This window comes from Paraburkholderia sp. J63 (assembly GCF_905220245.1).
Classification (GTDB): domain Bacteria; phylum Pseudomonadota; class Gammaproteobacteria; order Burkholderiales; family Burkholderiaceae; genus Paraburkholderia.
Genome location: NZ_CAJMZF010000032.1, coordinates 1 through 22603, shown reverse-complemented (window position 1 = coordinate 22603; position 22603 = coordinate 1). Strand labels below are relative to the sequence as shown.

The window sequence follows — 22603 nt, the reverse complement described above, 5'->3', positions numbered from 1 at the left end:
CACGTTCGGGCGGCCCTCAGGGCTGCTGGGACGGCGGCGCGAGCGTGGCGCGTACCCGGTACGCGAGCGCGGGGTCCTTGTTGATGATCGGCCAGCTGACCCATTGCCCCGCGGGCACGACGAGCCCCGGGTGGCTCGCGTGCACCTGGCGCGGCTGCGGCGGCAGCTTGCAGCCTTCCGCGGTTGTCGGCGCGGCGCCGTCTTCGAGCGTCTCCTGGGCGTCGATCGCGAGGATCGACTCGGTCGGATTCGCGCGCAGCGGCGAGACCGTGATGGTGCGCTGCAGGTCGATGCTGCCCGCCGGCTGATCCTTGCAGCCGACGTCGTGCGAAACGACCTTGTGATGGGTGTCGGTGTGCGCCTGGCCGACCGTGGTCGTGCCGTCGAACGAGTCGATCAACTGGCCATTGCGGATCACCTGCAGCGTCCAGTTGACGGCGCGCTGCTCGGCCGGTTGCGCGTAGGGCTGCGGTGTGGGCGCGGGCGCGGGCTGAGCGGAGGGCGGCGGCGCGGGAACGGGCGCCGGTGCGGGCTGCGCGTAGGGCTGTGGCGTTGGCACCGGTTGCTGGGCGGGCTGCACGACGGGCTGCGGTGCCGGCTGCATGGCGGGTTGCGGAGCCGGTGCTGCCTGTATCGCGGGTTGTGACGTGGGTGCCGGCTGCATCGCCGGTTGCTGGCCCGGCGCCGGCAGCAGCGGGGGTTCCTGCGTGGGCGCCTGGTGCTCCACGGGTTGCGCCGCCGGCAAGAGCGGGACGTCGGGTTGGGGCACCATGGGCTGCCCGGTGGGCAGCGCGTAGGGTTCGGGAGCGGGCTTTTCGGCGAGCTTGTGCGCAGGCTTGTGAACCGGCTTTTGCACGGGCTTCTCAGCAGACTTTTGGGCGGACGGCGCGGCTGGCTGTTCAACAGCCTGCGGGGGCGCTTGCGGAGCCGACGTGGCAGGGTTCGCCGGAACGGCGTGCACCACCGGCTGCGAGGCGGGGAGCGCGGGCTGGACGACCCCTTCCACCGTCGTTTGCGCGCGCGCGGCCACGAGTGCGGCGGCAGCGGTCAGCAGGGTAGCGGCGAGGCAGTTCTTCCACAACATCATGTCGGCAGGCTCCATGTACGCGGGCGGTTGCGAGTCGATAAGGTCGGCAGGCAGCGGCGAGGCGGACTCTTTATGACCTTCGATCCTATACCGGGTTCGCAAACGCCGGACCTCAAACAGTCGATTCACTTGGGGACGCCGCAGCGCCGCATCAATGAAGGTGTGTGTATCCATTTGTAATATAGGGGCAACAACGGCGTATTTCGAGCGTGTATTGCGAAGGAATTGTTATTTTTTACGCAACAATGACTGAGTAGTACCGATCGATGGTCGGGACATGCGCCAGCGCGGGCTCAATCCGGCACGCCTGCGCCAATACGTGGATTTGCCCGCATTTCCCGCACGTATTCGATTCGAGCCCGTCCCGCGCGAGGCGTACAATTTTTCTCATGGCGGTGCCGGCCATGGCGCCGCCGCCTCACTCGCCGGACGCAGGGACATGGATCAAATCGAGTGTGTGGTGATCGGCGCGGGCGTGGTCGGCCTCGCCGTGGCGCGTGCGCTGGCCGCGCGCGGACGCGAGGTGATCGTGCTGGAGGCCGCCGACGCCATCGGCACCAGCACCAGCTCGCGCAACAGCGAAGTGATTCACGCGGGGCTCTACTATCCGCGCGGCTCGCTCAAGGCGACGCTGTGCGTGCGCGGGCGCGAGATGCTCTACGAGTATTGCGCGGCACGCAATGTCGCGCACGCGCGCTGCGGCAAGCTGCTCGTGGCCACGACGCCGGCCCAGATCGCGCAGCTCGAAGCGATTCGGGCGCGCGGCAAGGAAAACGGCGTGTTCGACCTCACGCGCATCAACAAGACCGAGGCCCTCGCGCTCGAGCCCGCGCTCGAATGCGTGGCGGCGGTGTACTCGCCGCAGACGGGCATCGTCGACAGTCATCAGCTGATGCTGGCCCTCCAGGGCGACGCCGAACGCGAGGGCGCCGTGGTGGCGCTCAAGTCGCCGGTCGAGTCGGTGGACGCGAGCGCGAACGGTTTCGTGATCAGGACGGGCGGCGACGCGCCCACCGAAATCCGCGCGGCCTGCCTCATCAACAGCGCGGGCCTGCACGCGACCCGGATCGCGAAACGCATCCGCGGGCTCGATCCGCGCCACATCCCGCCGCTCTATCTCGCGCGCGGCAATTACTTCAGCGTCTCGGGGCGCGTGCCGTTTTCGCGCCTGATCTATCCGATGCCGAACGAAGCCGGGCTCGGCGTGCATCTCACGCTCGATCTCGGCGGGCAGGCGCGTTTCGGTCCCGACGTGGAGTGGATCGATTCGATCGACTACGACGTCGATCCGCGCCGTGCCGAGACCTTCTATGCGCAGATCCGCAGCTACTGGCCGGGTCTGCCCGACGGCGCGCTGCAGCCCGCCTACGCGGGCATCCGGCCCAAGCTCTCGGGGCCGGGCGAGAGCGCCGCCGACTTCGTGATCCAGGGCGGCGCGGCGCACGGCGTGCGCGGGCTCGTGAATCTGTTCGGCATCGAGTCGCCGGGGCTCACGGCGTCGCTCGCCATCGCGCAGCGCGTGTGCGAGGTCGCCGGGCGCGCCTGAGCGGCCCGCAGCGCTTCGAGCTGGGCCGCGGGCTCGAGCGGGTTGTTCGCCTGCGGCAGCGCTTATCCAGCTTATCCATCCTGTACGCACGCCGTCGCCTCGCGGGGCGGCATCCCCATTGGACATGCCGGACAGCCCCTGCCCGCCGCACATCGTTCCCGGATGCGAATCGCTTATCTCCGGAATTCTTGACGCACGCACGGCGGCTTCGTTGTTATTCTTCTCGCCACGCCGTCGTCAGAACGGTGTGCCCACAATATTGGATGGAGTACTGCCCATGAAATCGTCCCGCCGCAGCTTTCTGATTACGAGCCTTGGCGTCGCCACGACGGTTGCGCTCTCGCGCCAGGCTTTCGCCGATACGCCGAAGGTCGCCGACACCGATCCCACCGCCCAGGCACTCGGCTACAAGTCCGACGCCACCAAGGTCGACAAGGCCAAGTACGCGAAGTACGCCGCCGGCCAGGATTGCAGCAACTGCACGTTCTACCAGGGCAAGGCCACCGACGCCTACGCCGCCTGCCCGATGTTCCCCGGCAAGCAGGTCGCGGGCAAGGGCTGGTGCAGCGCCTACAACAAGAAGGCTTGATCGCCTGATCCCGGGCGCTCAACGAGGTCTGACGCCGGGCCCGAGGCCTCGCGCGTCGGGCGCGCCGCGCATCGATGCGCGCGCACCGACCTCGTCACGCCTCGCCCGGCGCCCGGTTCAGGGCTCCTCGCTCAGGACCTAGACGCGCGCCATCAGCAGAGGCGGGCGCCGCCCGAACCACGGGCGCGCCGCTTCGAGCTGGGCCGCGAGGCGCAGCAGCAACGCATCGTTGCCCTCGCGCGCCGCGAATTGCACGCCGATCGGCAGCCCGCGCGCATTCCACGCCAGCGGCACCGACATCGAAGGCTGCCCCGTCAGGTTGAACAGCTCGGTGCAGCCGGCCCACGCGAAAGCCTTGTTCGAGGCTTCCGTCAGCAGTTTTTTCATCAGCGCTTCCACCGGCATCGCGGTGACGGCGCGCATCTGCATGCGCTCCGCGGGCGTCGGCTTCAGCTCGCCGATCTTCACCGGCGGCGCGGCCAGCGTCGCGCACAGGATCACGTCGAAACGCGTCATCAGGTCGGCGATCTGCGCCGTCACGCGCTGCTGCGTTTCGAGCGCGGCGGGCAGCGCCCGCTCGCCCAGCTTGCGGCCGATGTGCGCCATCGCCCACGTCGCGATCTCGAAGTCCTGGCGGCGCGGCTTGACGCCCGTGATCGTGTCGGCTTCGAGCACGTATTTCTCGGCCACCACCGACCACAGCATCAGGAACGCCTCGCGCGCCGACGCGAAATCCACGCTGAGCCGCATCGGCTCCACGTTGTGCCCGAGCGAGGCGAGCAGCGCGGCCGCGTCGTCGAGCGCTTCGCGTACGTCGGGCGCGAGCGTGTCGGCGAACATCGGCTCGGCGATGAAGGCGATCGAGAGCGGCTTGCCGCCGTCGAGCGGCTCGCGCGCCGCCGCGAGAAAGCTGCCCGGCGCGCCGGGCGCGCGCGCGGGGTCGCCGGCGAGCAGGTCGAGCACGAGCGCGGTGTCGCGCACGCTGCGCGACACCGCGAGATCGACGCCAAGCCCGCCCGGCGAGGGCGGCACGTCCGAAGGCGGCTGGTTGCCGCGCGAAGGCTTCAGGCCGAACAGCCCGCAGCACGACGCGGGAATGCGGATCGAGCCGCCGCCGTCCGAGGCGTGCGCGAGCGGCACGATGCCGGCCGCGACCGAGGCGGCCGCGCCGCCGCTCGAACCGCCCGGCGTGTGATCGAGACTCCACGGATTGCGGCACGGCCCGAACAGTTCGGGCTCCGTGTACGGCATCTGGCCGAGCTCCGATGCGCTCGTCTTGCCGAACAGATTCAGGCCCGCGGCGCGAAAGCGCTCGACCACAGGCGAGTCCGCGGGCGGCACGTAATGGCGATAGTGGCGGCTGCCGAGCGTCATGCGCAGGCCCGCGACCGCCGCGCCCAGATCCTTGACGAGAAACGGCACGCCCGCGAGCGGCCCCTGCGCGAGGGCATCGACGCCGTTGCCGCCCGCCTCGATGCGCAGCGCGCGCTTGCGCGCGGCGTCGTAGTCCTTGAGCACGATCGAATTGATCGCGGGATTGGCGGCCTCGGCGCGCGCGATTGCGGTGTCGAGCAGTTCGCGCGCGCTCACTTCGCGACGCCGCACGAGCTCCGCGAGGCCGATGGCGTCATATTCGAGATAGTCGGACTGCAAAGCGCGCACTCCTTGGGGACGTCGGGGGATTCGGGAGGCCCGGCCTTCGATCGTTCAAGTCGATCGTTCAACTCGATCGGTCGATGACTCGAAGCGCCGCCGGGCGCTCCAGCGCTTCGGGCGCGATGAAACGAAAGCGGCCATTGCGGCGATTCTGCCGCAATGGCCGCTGGTTTTGGCCCGCTCGTGCGCGCGTGCGTGCGCTTTACGTGCGCTTGTACACACCCGCGCCGTGCGAGCCGGGCCTGCGCGGCTTAGAGATGTTGCGCGAGGAACGCGAGCGTGCGGCCGTGCGCGAGCGCTGACGCATTCTGGTTGTACGACGCGCGCACCGAGCAGTTGAAGCCGTGATCGGCGCCGGGGTAGATATGGACCTCGGCGTTGTTGCGGCCCGCGAAGCGCTCCTTCACCTGGCCCACCGCGTCGAGCGGAATGCCGTGGTCGAGCTCGCCGTAGTGGAACAGGATCGGCTGCTTGATCTTGTCGGCGAGATCGAGCTGCGTCTGGATGCCGCCGCCGTAGTACGAGACCGCCGCATCGACGGAGCCGGTCGCCGCCGCCATGTACGCGAGGCGGCCGCCGAGGCAGTAGCCGATGGCCGCGATCTTGCCGGTGCACTCGGGCAGCTTGCGCAGCGTGTCGGCCGTCGCCGCGATGTCCTCGACGACGAGATTGAGGTCGGTCTTCTTCATCAGCTCGATGCCGCGGTCGCGGTCCGCGTCCACGTAGTCGAGCTCGACGCGCGGCGCCGTGCGCCAGAAGATGTCGGGGGCGATCGCCACGTAGCCGTCGAGCGCATATTGCTCGACCACATCGCGAATGTGGCCGTTGACGCCGAAGATCTCCTGAATGATGACGATGCCGGGGCCCTTGCCGCCCTTGGGCAGGGCGAGATACGCGCCGAAGCTTTCCTTGCCGGCGGGGATGTCGATCCACTTGGTCGATACGCTCACGTTGCTCTCCTTCTACGCGAATGGGGTGATGCCGATGGTGTCGATGATGTCGATGGTGCCTGCAGGAGCCTGTCATGCGCGGGCCCAGGCTCCGCAACGGGGAGCCAGTTTGCCACGCCGTCGCCGAGCCTGCAGCGCGCTTCATTCTCGCAAGCGGATCGTAACGATCTCGATTATTCATTTTTCGGCCGTGGCGGGCTCCGCTACAGTCGAAGCCGGTGTCGCGCCGCGTGCATGGCGCCGCACGCGCAGTGCCCAGCCCGGCGGCCCGGCGCACGAGTACTGCGTGTGCTCGCCGCGCTTGCCGTCCATGCCGCGAGCACGGCGCGTGCATCGAGCGCTTTCGCTTCCATCAGCCAGGGTATCGCCATGATCTCCGTTTCCGCGTCTCAGTCCGCCGCCGCCGCAGCGTTTTCCACACCGTTCAGCCGGCGCTTCGGCCTGCGCCTGCCGCTCGTCCAGGGGCCGATGGCCGGCGGCCCCACGACGCCCGCGCTCGTCGCGGCGGTATCGAACGCGCTCGCGCTCGGCTTTCTCGCCGGAGCCGCGCTCGCGCCGGAGAAGATCGCCAGCGAAACGGCGGCGATCCGCGCGCTCACCGACCGGCCCTTCGGCGTGAATCTCTTCGTGCTCGACACGGCCCGCCCCGACGACGCCACCGTGCGCCGCGCGCTCGCGTCGATCGACCCGCTGCGCGCGCATTACGGCTTGCCGCCCGGCGCGCCATTGACACCACCCGCCCGCTACGCGCCCGACTTCCGCGCCCAGTTCGACGCGCTCGTGGACCTGCGCGTGCCGGTCGCGAGCTTCACCTTCGGTCTGCTCGCGAAGGAGGACGTCGCACGCCTGCACGCGGCGGGCAGCTATGTGATCGGCACGGCGACGCACGTGGCCGAAGGCCTCGCCTGGCGCGACGCGGGCGCCGACGCGATCGTCGCGCAAGGCGCGGAGGCGGGCGGGCATCGCGGCACCTTCATCGGCGAGGTGCCGCACGCGCTGGTCGGCACCATGGCGCTCGTGCCGCAGCTCGCCGACGCGACCGGCCTGCCCGTGCTCGCCGCGGGCGGCATCATGGACGGGCGCGGCATGGCCGCCGCGCTCGCGCTGGGCGCGCAGGGTGTGCAGATGGGCACGGCGTTTCTCGGCTGCGCGGAAAGCGCGATTCCCGCCGACTGGAAGGCGCGCCTGCGCGATTCGGCCGATACGGCAACCTCGGTCACGCGCGCGATCACGGGCCGCCACGCGCGCGGCATCCGCAATCCGCTGATGCAGCAACTCGAAGCGCACCCCGAGAACGTCGCGCCGTATCCCGTGCAGAACGCGCTCACCCAGGAATTGCGCCAGCACGCGGCGCGCGCGAACGACGGCGATTATCTTTCGCTGTGGTCGGGGCAGGGCGCGCCGCTCGCGCGCCGGCGCGAAGCCAACCTGGGCGCCGCTCAACTGGTCGATGCGCTCGACACCGAATTGCGCGCAACGCTTGAGCGTTTCGAGCGTTTCGCAGCGGGCGAATCCTCATCGGCCTGAATTTGCCGCGGCAGACCAGGAGAAAACCCTGGCGCGCGCAACGATTTCCGCGCGCCCGGAATTAATCGAAAGCTGACTTTAATTCCCGCTAATCTCTCGATAGGCGAGAGCACCTGAAAAAGCAAACGTTATCGTGTGCCGGTGTTGCATTCCACACCTGCGGCATAACCGGCCAAAAATCCCAAAAAATATCCGGGCGCACCCTGGAAAATGCTTTCGAAAGGATTGCAAACCTCTTCGTCGACCCTTGCAGCACAAGGTTTCCGGGCCGATTGATCAGGCCTTCGAAGCACTCGGGTGAAAGCCTATTGGTACTCGCCCCGATATCTGAAAAAAATCCCCCAAATTAATTTGATCACCTACACTTGCGCGCAAGTATGGATGGGCGGTCTGCCATGAGCGGGCTTTTCGCCATACGAGCCAGGTGCATCAAGGATGCATCCTGCGTGGTCGTCCGCACGGGGAGCGACACGTTCGGGGCGCGGGAGCACAGGGCGATTACGTTGCTTTTGGGTTCGAAACTGGAGACTTACATGAATATCAAGCTTCACAAGCTGTTGCCGATCAGCGCGGCAGTCGTTTTGTTCGCGACTTTTGCAACGGCATCCAGCGCAGATGAAGTGGTCAAGATCGGCCACGTCGCGCCGCTGACGGGTGGCATTGCCCACCTCGGCAAGGATAACGAAAATGGCGCACGCCTCGCGATCGAGGAAATCAACGCCAAGGGCCTGACGATCGGCGGCCAGAAGATCACGCTCGTGCTCGACGCACAAGACGACGCGGCCGACCCGCGCACGGCGACGCAGGTGGCGCAGAAGCTCGTCGACGACAAGGTTGTCGCGGTCGTGGGCCACCTGAACTCGGGTACCTCGATCCCGGCTTCGAAGATCTACAGCGATGCGGGCATCGTGCAGATCTCGCCGTCGGCGACCAACCCGGCCTACACGCAGCAGGGCTTCAAGACCACCTATCGCGTGGTGGCGACCGACGCGCAGCAAGGCCCGGCGCTCGCGAACTACGCGGCGAAGACCATGAAGCTCAAGAGCGTGGCGATCGTCGACGACTCGACCGCTTACGGCCAGGGCCTCGCGAACGAATTCGAGAAGACCGCCAAGTCGCTCGGCATGAACGTGATGTCGCATGACGCGACCAACGACAAGGCCGTGGACTTCCGCGCGATTCTCACCAAGATCAAGGGCGAGAATCCCGACGCCATCATGTACGGCGGCATGGACGCCACCGGCGGCCCGTTCGCCAAGCAAGCCAAGCAGCTTGGCCTGCGCGCGAAGGTGCTCGCGGGCGACGGCGTCTGTACCGACAAGCTCGCAGACCTCGCCGGCGACGCGACCGACAACATCGTGTGCTCGGAAGCGGGCATGGCGCTCGAAAAGATGCCGGGCGGCAAGGCGTTCGAGGCGAAGTTCGAGAAGCGCTTCGGCCAGCCGATCCAGATCTACGCGCCGTTCACGTATGACGCGGTGTACATCATCGTCGACGCGATGAAGCGTGCCAACTCGACCGATCCGGCGAAGATCCTCGCGGCAATGCCGAGCACCGACTACAAGGGCGTGATTGGCGAGACGACCTTCGATTCGAAGGGCGACCTCAAGCACGGCGTGATCTCGCTTTACAACTACAAGGCGGGCAAGAAGTCGCTGCTCGACGTGGTGAAGATGTAATTGCGCGTTGCGCTGCCTCGTGCGGCGCGAGGTGAGAAAAGCCCGCGAGTTTCAGGACTCGCGGGCTTTGGTTTTTTTGGAGGAAGGTCGATTCGGGCGGGGGCGGAACTGACTGTCAGCGATCTTCGCGTGTATGCCACAAGCGCAGAACATAGACGGTCGAGTCACGAATCTCATAGCGCATTTCGTAATGACCGACGAGTAAGCGCCGTACCTCCCTGGGTTCGAATTCGAACAGTTTTTCGCCTATACGCGGATTGGCGATGAGCAACTTTGGCGCGTCGGTCAGGGCGCGCACGACGCGGACGGCAGCCGGTTCGTTGACCGGCGCGAGAAACTCGTAGAGCCGCGTCAAATCCGCCAACCCTTTACCGGTCCACTTCAGTTCCATCAGCGGGGCGCCGGCAGCGGGTGATCGGTATCGAGGCTATCGGCCCATGCCTGCACCGCCTGATGATCGATGACGTGGCCCGCGTCGACGTCCGCAAGTGCTTCGCGTGTCAGGCGCTCCCGCTCCTCCTCCTGGTCGATCCAGGCCGATAGCGCTTGCTTGACTATCCAGCCGGGCGAGCGCTCCAGCCGCTCGGCTAACTGATCGACTTTCTCGGCGAGAGGCATCGGCACGTTTGCCATCAACGTGCGGGTTTCGAGTTGAGTCATCTGTGGCTCCCCAAAAGTAGCGATTCGTTTTCGATGATACCGAACCCAAGTCCGACCAGCATGCGCTCGCGCTGGCCATTTTGCCCCGAAGGTTTGATCCGGTAGACGGCCCCCCCTCAAATCCCCAGCCGCCTGAGCACCTTCGGCCCCGCGAACGCCACGAGCGCGGCGCATAGCGCGACGACCGCGAGCCCGACCGTGAGATTCGTCACCTGGGTGATGCCGCCGATCACGACCGGCCCGAACAGCAGTCCGAAATAAGCGATGCCGGCCACGTGCGCGAGGCCCTCGGCGGCATGGATGCCCTTCACGCGCGCGGCGGCGGCGAACAGCACCGGCATCATGTTCGCAAGGCCGAGGCCCATCAGCGTGAAACCCGTGAGCGCGGAGAACGAATACGGCAGCAGCAGCGCGCCGATCATGCCCGCGCAGGCGAGCGACGCGCTCGCGAACACGAGCTGCGGCGCGCCGAAGCGTGCGCGCACGGCGTCGCCGGCGAAGCGCGCGGCGGCCATGCCGCCCGAGAACGCGGCATAGGCGGCGCTCGCGAGCGCGGGCGTCGAGACCACGACGTCGCGCATATAGACCGTGGCCCAGTCGTACATCGCGCCTTCGGCGATCAGCGCGATGAGCGCGATGCCGCCCAGCGCCCATAGCGCGGGCGTGCGCCAGCGGTTGCCGGTCCGCGCGTGCTCGCCGTGGGTGGCGTGCGGCACGTGCGGCAGCACGGCGGGGCACGACACGAGCAGCACGAGCGCGGCCAGCGCCGAGGCAAGCAGCAGATGCAGCGCGGGCGCCATGCCGCGCGCGAGCAACGCGCCGCCAATGGCCGCGCCGGCCATGCCGCCCAGGCTGAACATGCCGTGCAGCGACGACATGATCGGCCGGCCGATGGCTTCCTCGACGGCGCTCGCCTCCGCGTTCATGGCGACGTCGAGCGTGGCCATGCCCATGCCGAACGCGGCGAGCACGACGAGCAGCATCCAGTAATACGGCACGACGAGAATCAGCGCGCCGCATACCGACATCGTGAGGCCGCCCGTGAGGCACGCGCGGCGCGTGCCGGCACGCGCGATCCAGCCGGCGATGGTCGTCATGGCCGCGATCGAGCCGCCCGCCACGGCGAAGAGCGCGTACGAGAGCAGCGCGGCGTCCAGATGGAACTTGTCGCGCACCGTGGGCACGTGCACGCCCCAGGACGCGTACATCATCCCGGCGATGAAAAACAGCGCCATGGTCGCAATGCGCGCACGCTGGCGCGTGGCGGCGGGCAGCGCGCGATGGACGGCATGGGGCGGCACGGCGAGTGCCGGTTCGGAAGGGCGGTCGGACACGGGAAATCCTGGCGTTGGGCGAGAGCGAGGCCGAACGGCTCGGGAACGGCTCGCGAATCAGCTTTTTGAAAGGCAAGGGGAAATTCTAGCGAAGGCGCGCGCGGGCTGCTTGCGGCGCTCCGGCCTGCTCTAATAGTGGAATGGCGCGATGTGCGCGCGGCTCGATCCAGGCTGGCGGTTTTCGTCTCGCTGCGGTCGCGCACCGCGATAATCCGTTGATAACGCGCCATAGTGCGTCGATAGCGCATCGAAAACCCATCGATCGAGGACATTGCCTTGAAGATCCCCGCTCACGCGCCGCTCCATCTGCTGCATCAGACTTCCACCGGCACGCTTGCGACCCATACGCGCGAGCCGCTCGGCTTTCCGTATCCGACGCTGCTGCCTTTCGCGCCCGATGCGCGGCATCGTCCCGTCATTCTCGTGAGCCGGCTCGCCGAGCACACGCGCAATCTGCAGGACGATCCGCGCGCGGGCTTTCTCGTCGCGCAGATGAGCGGCGCGGGCATGCCCGACGACGTGCTGAGCGCACCGCGCATGACCTTACTCGGGCTGTTCGAACCGGGCGACGCCGACGCCAGCGCCAACCCCGAGGCGCCGCTCGCGCGCCGCTACCTGCGCTACCACCCGGACGCGGCGCGCTATCTCGCGCTCGGCGACTTCACGTTCTGGACGATGCGCGTGGAGCGGCTGCGCTATATCGGCGGCTTTGGTGCGATGGGCTGGCTCGACGGCGCGGATCTCGACACGCTCGATCCGCTCGCCGCCGACGAGGAAGACGCGCTGATTCGTTTCTTCGAGACGCATCCGTTACGGCGCGACGCGCTCGTGCTGCTCGGCGTGGATCGCTACGGCGCCGATCTCGCGATTGACGGTATACGCACGCGCTATGTTTTCGAGGCACCGCAACGGGACACACAATCCTTGCATGCCGTGCTAGCCGATTGCCTCGCGCGGCATGCGAGCTGACTATTTCTGCGACAGGGTGGCGGACGCTGTCTGCTGCCACTCATAGTGCATTGCAAACTTTCGAGATAATAAGTCGGCCCCGGCAAAAGCTCGCATGAGATGAAATGTTTGCACGTTTTTTCTCAATTAATTTTCACGCCCTGCGAATTATGAGAGCCGGATTTATCTGGAAAAAGGCGAATTGGGTAAAAGCGCCGATTTGCACGAAATGAAAGCTCTTCGAGAGCTGACGCAGCGTTGAAGAATGCGTAAAACATTTTAATTATTTTTATTGCCCGCGCTTTTCGCGACATTCGATTCTGTGTTAATCTCGCCTGCAATTTCCGAGGCGAATCACCTGTCAATCGGCATACTGACTCAAGATCGGTAGCCATTAATTAGCAAACCACCAGGATACCTATGTCTTCCTACAAGGAACTCCTCGCACAGCGAGAAAAGCTGGAGAAGCAGATTGAAGAGGCAAAGGCACGTGAATATGCCGAAGTCCTCGACGAGATCAAGCAGAAAATGGCCGACTATGGCATTACGCTAGCCGAACTCGGCGGCGGCCGTGCAGCCGGTAAAGGCGCCAAGGCAGCCAGCCGCTCGCGCGCAAGCGTTGCACCGAAATATCGCGACCCGGATAGCGGGAGCACGTGGTCGGGCCGCGGCAAGCCGCCGCGCTGGATCGCCGGCCAGGACCGCGAAAAATACCTGATTCAGAAGTAAATCGCTTCCCAGTATTTAGCTTCTGGCATGGGGCCCTGCGGCCCGCCGAGCGAAAAAGCCGCGCCGTCACGGGGACTTGCGCGGCTTTTTTGTTTCCTTCTTACTGATACCTTTCAGTATTGCCCTGCGCGAGTTGAACGCGAATGCGAAGTGTTCTCGTAGTTGCCTGATTTAAAAGAAGTTTTCAAGGTTATCTCCAATTGGTCATGGTAGGGCCATTACAATCGCGACTATTCCCCGTTCGCGTTTTGTTCGCATGTCCACAACCACTGCCGTATCGTCATCGGAAAAACAGCGCGTCGCGCGCAAGACTACGCTTGTCAGCGTCGCCCTCAATTCCGTGCTGGTCGTGCTGCAAATCGCAGTCGGCGTGTTTGCGCATTCGCAGGCCTTGATCGCCGACGGCATTCATTCGCTTTCCGATCTCGTTTCCGATTTCGTCGTGTTGCTCGCGAACCGCCATAGCGGTGCAAAACCGGATGCCGACCATAATTACGGTCATAGCCGTTATGAAACGGTTGCTTCATTATTTCTCGGCGCATTACTGATTGCGGTGGGCGTGGGCATGCTCGCGCGCGCCGGCACGCGCATCGCCCATCTCGGCGATATTCCGCCGGTTCATGCGAGTGCGCTCGCGGTGGCCGTGCTCGTGCTCGTCTCCAAGGAGACGCTGTTCCGCTACATGCTGCGCGAGGCGCAGCGCGTGCGCTCGGCCATGCTGATCGCCAACGCCTGGCATGCGCGCTCGGACGCGGCGTCGTCGCTCGTGGTCGCCATCGGCATCGTGGGCAGCCTCATGGGCGTGCGGCTGCTCGATCCGATCGCGGCGGCCATCGTCGGCTTCATGGTCGCGCGCATGGGCTGGGTGTTCGGCTGGGACGCGCTGCAGGACCTCTCCGATCGCGCGCTCGACGACGCCACCACGGCCGACCTGCGCACGCTGCTGCTCGGCACGCCCGGCGTGCTCGACGTGCATGAAATGCGCACGCGCAAGACCGGCGACCTCGCGCTCGTGGATGCGCATATCCTTGTCGATCCGTTCATCTCGGTGTCGGAGGGGCATTACATCGCGGAGACGGCGCGCGCGCGTTTGCTCACCGACCCGCGCGTGCTCGACGCGCTGATCCACGTCGATCCCGAGGACGACATGCACGTGCGCTCGGTCGCGAACTTGCCGCCGCGCAGCGAAGTCGCGCACGCGCTGCGCGAGGCGCTCGCGGCGCACGGCATACGCGTGGAGGCGGTGACGCTCCATTACCTGAGCACGGGGCTCGAAATTCAGGTCGTGCTCTCGACGCAAGGCGATGCGCGGCGTCTCGACGACGTCGACATGCAGACGCTCGCGCGCAAGCTCGGCGCGAGCAAGCTGGAGGCCGTGCAGGCCGCGACGCCGGCGCCAGCGTCGTCGGCGGATTCGGGATCGGCAAGGGTTTCGCGCGGCGCGCGTGGCTGATTCGTTGCGGCCGCGTCGTTAGTGGGCACTGGAGCACGCACGCCCGCGAACGCGCAGGCGCCGCGAGCCTGCGCGTTCCCGCGCGCCGAGCCGCCGCTCAAAGCGGCAATTGCGTATCGAACTTGATTTCGCGAAGCACGACGCTCGTGCGCACCTGCGCGACGGCCGGAATGCGGAAGATGCGCTCGTGCAGGAAAGCGTCGTAGGCCTTGATGTCGGGCGCGACGATCTTGAGGATGTAATCCGATTCGCCGGTCGTGCTGTAGCACTCGGTCACTTCGGGGCAGGTGGCGATCTCGCGCTCGAACTCCTCGACGCCGCCTTCGGTGTGCCGCGTGAGATGGATATGCGCGAGCGCGCAGACGTGCAGGCCAAGCTTCTCGCGATCGAGCAGCGCCGTGTAGCGCTGGATCACGCCCGATTGTTCCATGTCCTTGATGCGGCGCCAGCACGGCGTGCTGGACAGACCCACCTGATCGGAGATTTCCTGCACCGAACGGCGCGCGTCGAGCTGCAACAGGCGCAGGATCTTCTGAGAGAACGTATCGAGTGTCAAATGCGCCTCCATGTGCGTCGCCGTATTCCCGAATGTTAGAGGCCGGGAAAACGAAACGCAATGCAAACCGCACCTGACGAGGGAGATTCCCTAATTTGCCGGCCTAGTAGCGGCTTTTTGCCCTGAGGCGTCCCCATCATCGGACGTGGCGGCCGCTTCGGGCGCCGCCTGCTGCGCGCGCAGATCGGCGAGCATGTTGCAAAAGAGCGCGCCTTGCTCGATGGCGTCGTCGAGCGCGACATGGGTATGCGGATGATCGTCGAACCAGTGCTTCGGAAAGCGCGGCTTGATGCACTTGCGGTACGGCAGGCCCGTCATGGCGAACGCGAGCGTCTTGATGTCGAGCGCCGACCACGAGAACGGGCAGCGGCCCGCAAAGCGCATCATGTACCAGAACATGAAGGTGAAATCGAAGCCCGCGGGCATAGCCACGAACACGGGCTTGCCGGGCAGCGCCTCCACCCACTCCACATAGGTATTGAGCGCCGCGGCCGGGTCCTGCAGATCCTTGCGGCACGCGGCCCACGCGTCGGGCTGCGTCTCCCACCAGGCGGCCTGCACCGGATGCGGCGCCGAGCCCTCGAGCGTGACGAGATTCGCCGAAAAGGTGGCGATCAGGCGCTTGTCGGCGGTATAGGCCGCCGACGCGAAGCTCAGCATCGAATGGGGGCCGGGGATGGGCCCGTCGGCCTCGACGTCGGTGCTGACGTAGATCTCTTCAATGGCGGCTTGATTCGCTGGATTCATGGGCTGGATTCGTTGACGGTTTGAGGCGTGACGGCCCGCGCGGGTGGGTTGGCCCGGCGCTCAGCCCCAGGGCGCCGCGCTCGCGCCGGCGGAGACGCCGGGCACGCTGTCTGCGACGTAAGGGTTGGTGCGGCGCTCCTCGCCGAAGGTCGACACCGGGCCGTGGCCCGGCACGAACGTGACGTCGTTGCCGAGCGGCCAGAGCTTCTCCCGGATCGAGCGGATCAAGTCCGCATGATTGCCGCGCGGAAAATCGGTGCGGCCGATCGAGCCTGCGAACAGCACGTCGCCCACGAGCGCGATCTGATGCTGGCGGCTGAAGAACACGACGTGCCCGGGCGTATGCCCCGGGCAGTGATAGACCTCCAGCTTCTCGTCGCCAAACTGCACGGTGTCGCCGTCCGCGAGCCACTGAGCCGGCTCGAACGCCTGCGCATGGCCAAAGCCGAAGCGCACGCTCTGCTGCGGCAACTGATCGATCCAGAAGCGCTCGTCCTCGTGCGGACCAATGATCGGCACACCGAACTTTTCGGCGAGTTCTTTCGCGCCCGCACAGTGGTCCAGGTGGCCATGCGTGAGCAGCACTTTTTCGAGCTGCACGCCCTGACGCGCGATCTCGGCCTCGATGCGATCGAGATCGCCACCCGGATCGACGACGGCGGCGCGCCCCGTGGCTTCGCAGACAAGGAGCGAACTGTTTTGCTGGAACGGCGTGACGGGGATCAGCGTGACTTTCATGCGCGCGGCTCGTGGATGATGGGGTTCTGGGCAGGCCAAAACCCCGATTGTACCGGGGCGCGCAAGACGTCGCCCGCGCCTGCCGAGGGCCGTCCGCGCGCCTTGTCAGACAAGGCGGCGGGCGCTGGAGCCAAACGGCTTTGTTGCATCAATAGGGAAAAATCATGGAGATTTGTACCGGGTAAGGATGGCAAGAATTACTTTTAGGTATAATGCGCTCCATCAAGCACGTTTACGCGTGCATTCACTGGGCGATGTGACCCGCAGTAAAAAATGGGTCGCGATACATCGCCGTCAAGCAGTGCCGTCAAGCAAGGCTGGCTAAACAGGCTGCCTTACAAGACGGCAAATCAGGTGCCGATTCGTTCGGCACCGCACGTCTTGCCCAGCCAGGCGCCACGCGCCTGCCACGGACTTGCTGCCGTGACGCTGGGTGGGGCCTACGCCGCCGTTCCTGTACGCCGTGTGTCACCGGCGTGCCTGAACGTGTACATCGCGTTCGATGGCGGCATGTGGGGTCTGGTCAGGCTGCCGGGGACAGGCTGCGCCAGACGTGAAAGAAAACCAGCGGTTAGCGGCAAATAGGGCCGCATCCGGGTATGGGCATTCGCTCGCCGTTTTTCATCGATCGGCGGGTGGGGTGTTCTTTTGCCTGCGACCGCCGGGGCCAACCACGAACGCGCAACCAAGGCGCGGGACGGCCCCGAAACGTGATGGCTAAATTTATGAACTTCGGACTTTCTCGACGACGACTCGGGAGTCTCGCAGCCGTGTCCGTGCTGGCCGGTTGTGCCATGCCGCCTGGTCCGCAAGACCAGGCGCAGGGCAACGCGCTCAGCACCAAGGACGCGCACACCGCATTCGCCGCACCGCAGAGCTATGGCTCCGCGTTCGGGGCGCTGCCCGCATCGGGCGCCGGCAAGGACAACTCGCTCGCCGACGCGCAACCGATCGACGATAACGCGCCGGACGTTGCCTCGTTCCACCAGACCGGCCGCGCCTCGTGGTACGGCCGTGCGTTCCACGGCCGCAAGACCGCGAGCGGCGAGCGCTTCGACATGCGGGCGCTGACCGCCGCGCACCGTACGCTGCCGCTCGGTTCCTACGTGCGCGTGAGCGTGCCCGCGACCTCGAAGTGGGTCGTGGTGAAGATCAACGACCGCGGGCCGTACGCGCGTGGCCGCGTTCTCGACCTGTCCTATGCGGCGGCGAAGGTGCTGGGCCTCCAGCACGCGGGCACCGCCAAGGTGGATATCGAAGGCCTCTCGCGCCAGGAAGCGAAGGCTGCGCAAGCGGAAATGGTGGCGGCGAACTCGAACGGCAACTGAGATTCGCTGCGCTAAAAGCGCATGATCGATTCCATGGGTTTCGTCCGTGCTGGCGCGTGGCGCGCACCGGACGGCTCACAAGCTCCATGTGTCTATATGGCCGAATGGCCGCCTTCGGCGGCCATTCGGCTTTTCTGATGACCGCGTCCGTCGTTCAACCCGGCGCGCCAGTCATGCCACTGCCGGTCGGTTTGCCTGTGACGGCTCAGTCGGCCTCTTCCTCTCCGCCTTCGTTCTTCAGCTCGAGCGCGCGCGCATAGAGCGCATTGCGCGACGCACCCGTGAGCGCCGCTGCGATCTTCGCCGCGCCCTTCACCGGCACTTCTTCGAGCAGCACGCGCAGCAGCGCATCGTGATCGGCCTCGCCGGACACCTGCGCGCTTGCGCCTTCCACCACCAGCACGAACTCGCCGCGCTGACGGTTCGCATCGGCGGCGAGCCACGCTGGCCCTTCGGCCAGGGTGCCGCACCAGAGCGCCTCGTGTAACTTCGTCAATTCGCGGGCGATCAACAGACGCCGCGCCGGACCGAACGCATCGGCGAGCGCCTGCACGGTCTCGACGATGCGATGCGGCGCCTCGTAGAACACCATCGCGTGCGCATGATCGGCGAGCGGCTTCAGCGCGGCCGCGCGTTGCTTCGGCTTGGGCGGCAAAAAGCCTAGGAACGTGAACGTCGCGACCCAGTCGCCCGCCGCGCAAAGCGCCGTGGCGAGCGCGCTCGCCCCCGGCAGCGGCACGACCTGGAAACCGGCGGCGCGCACGGCATCGACGAGCTTTGCGCCCGGGTCGGAGATGCCTGGCGTGCCCGCGTCCGAGACGCAGGCCACGCGCTCGCCCGCGCGCAGATGCTCGATCACGCGCAGCGCCGCCTCGCGCTCGTTGTGCTCGTGCACGGCGAGGAGCGGCTTCGAAATGCCGTAGCGCGCGAGCAATTGGCCCGTGTTGCGCGTGTCCTCGGCCGCGATGCGATCGACGAGGCCGAGCACGTGAAGCGCGCGCAAGGTGATGTCGGCCGTGTTGCCGATGGGCGTCGCCACGACGTACAGCGTGGCGGCCGGATACTGCTGGACCTGGGCGAGTTCGAGGAGGGACGTCATGACACGGAGCGCGCGAACGCAGGAAAAGAGGCCGACATTGTGCCACGCAGGGGAGCGCGCGGCGGCACAGGACGTGCCGCGTCGCGAGGCAGGCGCGCGGGTTTCGCATGCGGACGTGGGCAACAAGGCGCGCGCAGATACGCGGCGCGACAACTTTTCCGCACAAGCCCGGTCCAACGCCGGAGCGCGCGCGGGCGAACGCCGCGAAGCAGGAGCGCGCTTCGAATCGCATGCACTCGCATTCCTGCAGCGCCAACGCCTCGCACTGGTCGCGCGCAACGTGTATTGCCGGGCCGGCGAGATCGACCTGGTGATGCGCGACCGCGACGGCACGCTCGTCTTCGTGGAAGTGCGCGCACGCACGCGGCACGGTTACGGCGGCGCGGCAGCGAGCGTGGGCTGGCACAAGCAGCAACGCATCCTGCGCGCGGCGCGCTATTACCTGGCGAACGTGGGGATGTGTGCGCATACGCGGGAAGCATTGCCGCCCGCGTGCCGCTTCGACGTGGTGACGTTCGAAGGCGGACGCCTCACGTGGCTGCGCGACGCGTTTCGCGAAGACGGGCGATAAGCGGGCGAAGCGTAACCGGATGGTATGACCGCGCGCCTTCACATGAGGTCACGCGCGCGAAAAAAGCGGTCTGGAAAGCGCGTACAGAAAAGAACGCCGGAAGAGAATGGGCTTGAGTGCGCTAAACTTGCGCCACACCGCATTCACGCGGAATATTCGCGATATACGCAGTACAGATTAGAGAGTCGATGTCCGTCGAACGAATTCAACAGCACTTTCGCGACAGCGCAGCACTCAAGCTCGCCGCGATGGAAGCCCTGGCCGTGCCGATTGCCGCCGCGGTCGATACGATGTTCGCCGCGCTGGCGAACAGCAACAAAATTCTCGCATGCGGCAACGGCGGTTCGGCCGCCGACGCCCAGCACTTCGCCGCCGAACTGATCGGCCGATTCGAGCGCGAGCGCCCGGGCCTGCCCGCGCTTGCGTTGACGACTGATGCATCGGTGCTCACGGCACTGGCGAACGACTACGCTTACGACCAGGTGTTCGCGAGACAGGTCCGCGCGCTCGGCCAGCCCGGCGACGTGCTGCTCGCCATCACGACCTCGGGCAACTCGGCGAACGTGCTGGCCGCCGTCGAAGAAGCGCACGAGCGCGAAATGATCGTGATTGCGCTGACCGGCAAGAGCGGCGGCATGGTCAACGACGCGCTCGCCGACACCGACATCCACCTGTGCGTGCCGTCCGAGCGGACCGCGCGCATCCAGGAAGTACACCTGCTGACGATCCACTGCCTGTGCGACGGCATCGACGCGATGCTGCTGGGCGACGACTGACACCGAAGGACGAAGGAGAGGGAGTTGATGATCAGAAACAGCATGACGCGTGCGCTGGCCCGGACCACGCTGACGATCGGCTTCGCGGCCTCGCTGTGCGCGAACCTGCAGGGCTGCTTCCTCGCCGTTGCGGGCGCGGCGGCGGGCGGGACGGCGCTGGTGGCGACCGACCGGCGCACGGTGGGCTCGCAGACCGAAGACCGCGAGATCCAGGTGAAGGCGCTCAAGGACCTGAACGATGGGCTGCCCGATGCTTCGCACGTGAACGTGGCGGTGTTCAATCAGCGCGTGCTGCTGACGGGTGAAGTGCCCGACGATGCGTCGAAGCAGAAGGCCGAGGGCATCGTGCGGGCGATTCCGAACGTCGGCTCGATCCTCAACGAACTGGCGGTGTCGCCGGCGAGCTCGTTCTCGTCGCGTGCCAACGACTCGTATCTCGAAGGGCGCGTGAAGAGCGAGCTCGTCTTGTACAAGGACATCTCGGCGAACAACTTCAAGGTGGTGAGCGAGCGCGGCGTTGTCTATCTGATGGGGCTCGTGACCATGCAGGAAGGCAGCACCGCTGCCACTGCGGCGAGCACGGTGCCGGGCGTGATGCAGGTGGTGAAGTGCTACCAGTATATTCAGCCGGAGCAGGCGATGGTGGCGAATGGAGCGGCGAACGGGAATGCGCCGACGCCGGCGCCTGTTAGTGCCGCCGATGCGCCGACGGTGGGGGCTGTGCCTGATGCGGACGTCAGCTCGAGGCCGCTCGATTCGCAACACCAGGCGCCTGCGCCGGTGACGGAGCCCGCGCCAGCCGGTGGCAATGGGGCAGCGATGTGATGGTCGCTCGGGCTTTTATGATGCGTGGGCGTTGGATGGCTGGAGCGATGCTCGTTGGGTTGTTGGGGGCGTCGTCTTTGGCTTTTGCTGCTGCTGGTAGCGATGGGGCGGCTATTGCGCGTTCCAATGCCTGTATGGGCTGTCATGCGGTGGATCGGAAGCTTGTTGGGCCTTCGTTTAAAGATATCGCCGCGAAGTACAAGGGCGATGCCGGGGCGCAGGCCAAGCTCGAGAAGAAGGTGCGTGATGGGGGGGCCGGGGTTTGGGGGGCGATTCCTATGCCCTCGCATCCTGCTATGAGTGCGGGGGATATTCGGGATGTCGTGGCTTGGGTGCTGGCTGGGGCGCCGGGTTCATCCAAATAGCTTTCTTGAGGCTCTGGGGGGTTGATGTCGCGCAATTTTGGCGCTTGGCACAAGCGGAAGTTGCTGTGCTAGAATCTTTTGGATAGTGGGGCGGTAGCTCAGCTGGGAGAGCGTCGCGTTCGCAATGCGAAGGTCGTGAGTTCGATCCTCATCCGCTCCACCAAAAGTTCCAATAAAAACAACGCACTACGTCTTGCGATGTAGTGCGTTGTTTTGCATTCTGGCGCAGGTTTTTGCACACTAGATGTGGCAAATTTGTGGCGCCGCGCAGTGGGTCGAGATCGCGCAGCCCATTGGTAGAAAACACTTCACGTCTCTACCGAGATTTCGGTGACCCTAAGAGTCAACCTTGCAGACATCAGCTAACCAACGCCGCTGTGTGCACAAATGTGACATGGCGGAAATAAGGGCCAATGTCCATGCAAGCGCTACTCACGGTCGATCAGCTCGCTGAGCATCTACAGAAATCTGTCGCCAGCATCCGCAGCGATGCGACGCGCAATCCGCAGTCCCTTCCGCCGATCTGCCGCCTTCCCAACACGAAGCGCCTTCTTTGGCGCGCTGAAGATGTAGAGAGATGGATTGGCCTACACGTCACCGGCGCCGACTCTCCCAACGTGACGGAACTGGCTTCACCTGAAAAGCGTCGGCGGGGCCGCCCAACCAAAGCCGAATCGGTAGCCAAGCGCGCGCATAGCGACGTCAAGTGGTGAGTCATGCCGCTTGACGATTTGAGGGGCCGCGCTGTCCGCACACCCGTGCTTGGGCGGGGACCAACAGGCGCAGGCGGCGATTCGGAGCGCCACTCGGTTGATGCACTGGTCGCACGCGTCGCGGAATTGCAGAAGAAGCACCGAGAGCGGGTCGCCAGTGAAAAGCGCAACAAGCTGCCCGGCGCACCGCTTCCGCACGACGTGGTTCAGTTGCCGCGTTGGCCGGACTTTGTGCGGGGCGTGCCCAACGGCTTCCTGCGGTCAGCACTGTTCGGCGCTATCGCCAAGGGACGGCGCCGCTATATGTCGGGCGAGCGGGTGACAACGCTCGACGGTCTGACAATTCTTTACACTGGCGAACGCCTTGACCAGGGCGACCTCGATGGGTGGGAAAGCGTGCTCCACGTCTTGCGCCTTCAGGCGCTGGGGGTGCCGTGCCGTGTAACGTCCTACGCGCTGCTAAAGCTTATGGGCAAGACTGACACGGGCAAGAACCGTAGGGTGCTGCACACGCGTATCACCCGTCTAAGAGCCAACGCAGTAGAAATCAAGCAGGACGGGTGGTCATACATCGGCGGCCTGATCGATGAGGCCTACAAGGACAACGAAACCCAGGAATGGGTGATCGTGGTCAGCCCTAAGCTGCAAACTCTGTTCGCAGCGGACCAATTCACGCAAATCGACTGGAATGTGCGTCGCGCGCTGGTCGGAAAGCCGCTAGCTCAAT

The 22603-nt window shown here is 65.8% G+C and carries 24 protein-coding genes and 1 tRNA gene; 15 read left to right on the top strand and 10 right to left on the bottom strand.

Translation table 11 applies throughout. From position 1 onward, the window contains the following. Nucleotides 1-16 precede the first annotated feature (16 nt). On the bottom strand, nt 17-559 hold the full coding sequence (locus tag U5775_RS27500) for a hypothetical protein (RefSeq protein WP_322061315.1): 543 nt from the start codon (nt 557-559) through the stop codon (nt 17-19). Nucleotides 560-1526: 967 nt separating this feature from the next. Between U5775_RS27500 and U5775_RS27495 the strand changes: the two genes are divergently transcribed. Both U5775_RS27495 and U5775_RS27490 read left to right on the top strand, forming a co-directional pair. Then, a complete protein-coding gene (locus tag U5775_RS27495; protein WP_322061261.1) occupies nt 1527-2633 on the top strand; it encodes an NAD(P)/FAD-dependent oxidoreductase in 1107 nt (368 codons plus the stop codon). 277 nt (nt 2634-2910) lie between these two features. After that, nucleotides 2911-3222, top strand: coding sequence for a high-potential iron-sulfur protein (locus tag U5775_RS27490; RefSeq protein WP_322061260.1), 312 nt, complete (start codon nt 2911-2913; stop codon nt 3220-3222). Nucleotides 3223-3360: 138 nt separating this feature from the next. On the opposite strand, the gene U5775_RS27485 is transcribed toward U5775_RS27490, so the two are convergent. Then, nucleotides 3361-4875: an amidase gene (locus tag U5775_RS27485; protein ID WP_322061259.1), complete on the bottom strand. Its 1515-nt coding sequence runs from the start codon at nt 4873-4875 to the stop codon at nt 3361-3363. A gap of 254 nt (nt 4876-5129) precedes the next feature. After that, a complete protein-coding gene (locus U5775_RS27480; protein WP_322061258.1) occupies nt 5130-5828 on the bottom strand; it encodes a dienelactone hydrolase family protein in 699 nt (232 codons plus the stop codon). A 369-nt stretch (nt 5829-6197) separates the two neighbouring features. On the opposite strand from U5775_RS27480, the gene U5775_RS27475 reads away from it, so the two are divergent. Together U5775_RS27475 and U5775_RS27470 are read left to right on the top strand one after the other, a co-directional pair. Further along, nucleotides 6198-7355 carry an NAD(P)H-dependent flavin oxidoreductase gene (locus U5775_RS27475; protein ID WP_322061314.1) on the top strand — a complete coding sequence of 386 codons (1158 nt, stop codon included), beginning with the start codon at nt 6198-6200 and terminating at the stop codon, nt 7353-7355. Nucleotides 7356-7888: 533 nt separating this feature from the next. Beyond that, entirely contained in the window at nt 7889-9034 is a 1146-nt protein-coding gene (locus tag U5775_RS27470) for a branched-chain amino acid ABC transporter substrate-binding protein (protein ID WP_322061257.1), read from the top strand. Nucleotides 9035-9149: 115 nt separating this feature from the next. Here U5775_RS27470 and U5775_RS27465 read toward each other — a convergent pair whose 3' ends face one another. From U5775_RS27465 to U5775_RS27455, 3 genes are all read right to left on the bottom strand, one after another. Further along, nucleotides 9150-9425 (bottom strand): type II toxin-antitoxin system RelE/ParE family toxin, encoded by a 276-nt coding sequence (locus U5775_RS27465; protein ID WP_322061256.1) that lies wholly within the window; start codon nt 9423-9425, stop codon nt 9150-9152. Continuing rightward, complete coding sequence (locus U5775_RS27460; RefSeq protein WP_322061255.1) at nt 9425-9694, bottom strand: CopG family ribbon-helix-helix protein; 270 nt, start codon at nt 9692-9694, stop codon at nt 9425-9427. The genes U5775_RS27465 and U5775_RS27460 overlap by 1 nt, the downstream gene beginning before the upstream one ends. 116 nt (nt 9695-9810) lie before the next feature. Continuing rightward, the gene (locus U5775_RS27455; RefSeq protein ID WP_322061254.1) at nt 9811-11028 is read right to left on the bottom strand and encodes an MFS transporter; all 1218 of its coding nucleotides are present in this window, start codon (nt 11026-11028) and stop codon (nt 9811-9813) included. Nucleotides 11029-11304: 276 nt separating this feature from the next. Between U5775_RS27455 and U5775_RS27450 the strand changes: the two genes are divergently transcribed. The 3 genes from U5775_RS27450 (at nt 11305) to U5775_RS27440 (ending at nt 14158) form a co-directional block, all read left to right on the top strand. Continuing rightward, on the top strand, nt 11305-11997 hold the full coding sequence (locus U5775_RS27450) for a HugZ family protein (protein WP_322061253.1): 693 nt from the start codon (nt 11305-11307) through the stop codon (nt 11995-11997). A gap of 399 nt (nt 11998-12396) precedes the next feature. After that, nucleotides 12397-12705 (top strand): H-NS histone family protein, encoded by a 309-nt coding sequence (locus tag U5775_RS27445; protein WP_322061252.1) that lies wholly within the window; start codon nt 12397-12399, stop codon nt 12703-12705. Between the two features lie 256 nt (nt 12706-12961). Further along, a complete protein-coding gene (locus tag U5775_RS27440) occupies nt 12962-14158 on the top strand; it encodes a cation diffusion facilitator family transporter (protein WP_322061251.1) in 1197 nt (398 codons plus the stop codon). 97 nt (nt 14159-14255) lie between these two features. On the opposite strand, the gene U5775_RS27435 is transcribed toward U5775_RS27440, so the two are convergent. The 3 genes from U5775_RS27435 to U5775_RS27425 all read right to left on the bottom strand — a co-directional run bounded on the left by U5775_RS27435 (nt 14256) and on the right by U5775_RS27425 (nt 16199). Continuing rightward, a complete protein-coding gene (locus U5775_RS27435) occupies nt 14256-14726 on the bottom strand; it encodes an Lrp/AsnC family transcriptional regulator (protein ID WP_205710056.1) in 471 nt (156 codons plus the stop codon). A 78-nt stretch (nt 14727-14804) separates the two neighbouring features. Beyond that, nucleotides 14805-15461 (bottom strand): exonuclease, encoded by a 657-nt coding sequence (locus tag U5775_RS27430; RefSeq protein WP_322061250.1) that lies wholly within the window; start codon nt 15459-15461, stop codon nt 14805-14807. Between the two features lie 60 nt (nt 15462-15521). Beyond that, complete coding sequence (locus U5775_RS27425; protein WP_322061249.1) at nt 15522-16199, bottom strand: MBL fold metallo-hydrolase; 678 nt, start codon at nt 16197-16199, stop codon at nt 15522-15524. Nucleotides 16200-16924: 725 nt separating this feature from the next. On the opposite strand from U5775_RS27425, the gene U5775_RS27420 reads away from it, so the two are divergent. Continuing rightward, nucleotides 16925-17527 (top strand): septal ring lytic transglycosylase RlpA family protein, encoded by a 603-nt coding sequence (locus U5775_RS27420; protein WP_322061248.1) that lies wholly within the window; start codon nt 16925-16927, stop codon nt 17525-17527. 205 nt (nt 17528-17732) lie between these two features. On the opposite strand, the gene rsmI is transcribed toward U5775_RS27420, so the two are convergent. Then, nucleotides 17733-18626, bottom strand: coding sequence for a 16S rRNA (cytidine(1402)-2'-O)-methyltransferase (gene rsmI / locus U5775_RS27415; RefSeq protein ID WP_322061247.1), 894 nt, complete (start codon nt 18624-18626; stop codon nt 17733-17735). Between the two features lie 37 nt (nt 18627-18663). On the opposite strand from rsmI, the gene U5775_RS27410 reads away from it, so the two are divergent. The 7 genes from U5775_RS27410 to trfA all read left to right on the top strand — a co-directional run. Next, nucleotides 18664-19197 (top strand): YraN family protein, encoded by a 534-nt coding sequence (locus U5775_RS27410; protein ID WP_415913665.1) that lies wholly within the window; start codon nt 18664-18666, stop codon nt 19195-19197. A gap of 188 nt (nt 19198-19385) precedes the next feature. Further along, entirely contained in the window at nt 19386-19973 is a 588-nt protein-coding gene (locus tag U5775_RS27405; protein ID WP_322061245.1) for a phosphoheptose isomerase, read from the top strand. A 27-nt stretch (nt 19974-20000) separates the two neighbouring features. Further along, complete coding sequence (locus tag U5775_RS27400) at nt 20001-20798, top strand: BON domain-containing protein (RefSeq protein ID WP_322061244.1); 798 nt, start codon at nt 20001-20003, stop codon at nt 20796-20798. Nucleotides 20799-20815: 17 nt separating this feature from the next. Next, complete coding sequence (locus tag U5775_RS27395) at nt 20816-21163, top strand: c-type cytochrome (RefSeq protein WP_415913668.1); 348 nt, start codon at nt 20816-20818, stop codon at nt 21161-21163. Nucleotides 21164-21250: 87 nt separating this feature from the next. Continuing rightward, a tRNA-Ala gene (locus tag U5775_RS27390) sits at nt 21251-21326 on the top strand. Between the two features lie 256 nt (nt 21327-21582). Next, nucleotides 21583-21876, top strand: a complete 294-nt coding sequence (locus tag U5775_RS27385; protein ID WP_322061243.1) for a DNA-binding protein — start codon at nt 21583-21585, stop codon at nt 21874-21876. A 126-nt stretch (nt 21877-22002) separates the two neighbouring features. Further along, nucleotides 22003-22603: plasmid replication initiator TrfA (gene trfA, locus U5775_RS27380; RefSeq protein ID WP_322061242.1), on the top strand; the 601-nt coding region annotated here is incomplete at its 3' end.

Excerpts from the sequence above, each read along its gene's own strand:
- U5775_RS27495 (WP_322061261.1), top strand. The coding sequence starts at position 1,527 with ATGGATCAAATCGAGTGTGTGGTGATCGGCGCGGGCGTGGTCGGCCTC.
- U5775_RS27490 (WP_322061260.1), top strand. The coding sequence starts at position 2,911 with ATGAAATCGTCCCGCCGCAGCTTTCTGATTACGAGCCTTGGCGTCGCC.
- U5775_RS27475 (WP_322061314.1), top strand. The coding sequence starts at position 6,198 with ATGATCTCCGTTTCCGCGTCTCAGTCCGCCGCCGCCGCAGCGTTTTCC.
- U5775_RS27470 (WP_322061257.1), top strand. The coding sequence starts at position 7,889 with ATGAATATCAAGCTTCACAAGCTGTTGCCGATCAGCGCGGCAGTCGTT.
- U5775_RS27465 (WP_322061256.1), bottom strand. The coding sequence starts at position 9,425 with ATGGAACTGAAGTGGACCGGTAAAGGGTTGGCGGATTTGACGCGGCTC.
- U5775_RS27460 (WP_322061255.1), bottom strand. The coding sequence starts at position 9,694 with ATGACTCAACTCGAAACCCGCACGTTGATGGCAAACGTGCCGATGCCT.
- U5775_RS27445 (WP_322061252.1), top strand. The coding sequence starts at position 12,397 with ATGTCTTCCTACAAGGAACTCCTCGCACAGCGAGAAAAGCTGGAGAAG.
- U5775_RS27440 (WP_322061251.1), top strand. The coding sequence starts at position 12,962 with ATGTCCACAACCACTGCCGTATCGTCATCGGAAAAACAGCGCGTCGCG.
- U5775_RS27435 (WP_205710056.1), bottom strand. The coding sequence starts at position 14,726 with ATGGAGGCGCATTTGACACTCGATACGTTCTCTCAGAAGATCCTGCGC.
- U5775_RS27430 (WP_322061250.1), bottom strand. The coding sequence starts at position 15,461 with ATGAATCCAGCGAATCAAGCCGCCATTGAAGAGATCTACGTCAGCACC.
- U5775_RS27425 (WP_322061249.1), bottom strand. The coding sequence starts at position 16,199 with ATGAAAGTCACGCTGATCCCCGTCACGCCGTTCCAGCAAAACAGTTCG.
- U5775_RS27420 (WP_322061248.1), top strand. The coding sequence starts at position 16,925 with ATGAACTTCGGACTTTCTCGACGACGACTCGGGAGTCTCGCAGCCGTG.
- rsmI (WP_322061247.1), bottom strand. The coding sequence starts at position 18,626 with ATGACGTCCCTCCTCGAACTCGCCCAGGTCCAGCAGTATCCGGCCGCC.
- U5775_RS27405 (WP_322061245.1), top strand. The coding sequence starts at position 19,386 with ATGTCCGTCGAACGAATTCAACAGCACTTTCGCGACAGCGCAGCACTC.
- U5775_RS27400 (WP_322061244.1), top strand. The coding sequence starts at position 20,001 with ATGATCAGAAACAGCATGACGCGTGCGCTGGCCCGGACCACGCTGACG.
- U5775_RS27395 (WP_415913668.1), top strand. The coding sequence starts at position 20,816 with ATGATGCGTGGGCGTTGGATGGCTGGAGCGATGCTCGTTGGGTTGTTG.
- U5775_RS27385 (WP_322061243.1), top strand. The coding sequence starts at position 21,583 with ATGCAAGCGCTACTCACGGTCGATCAGCTCGCTGAGCATCTACAGAAA.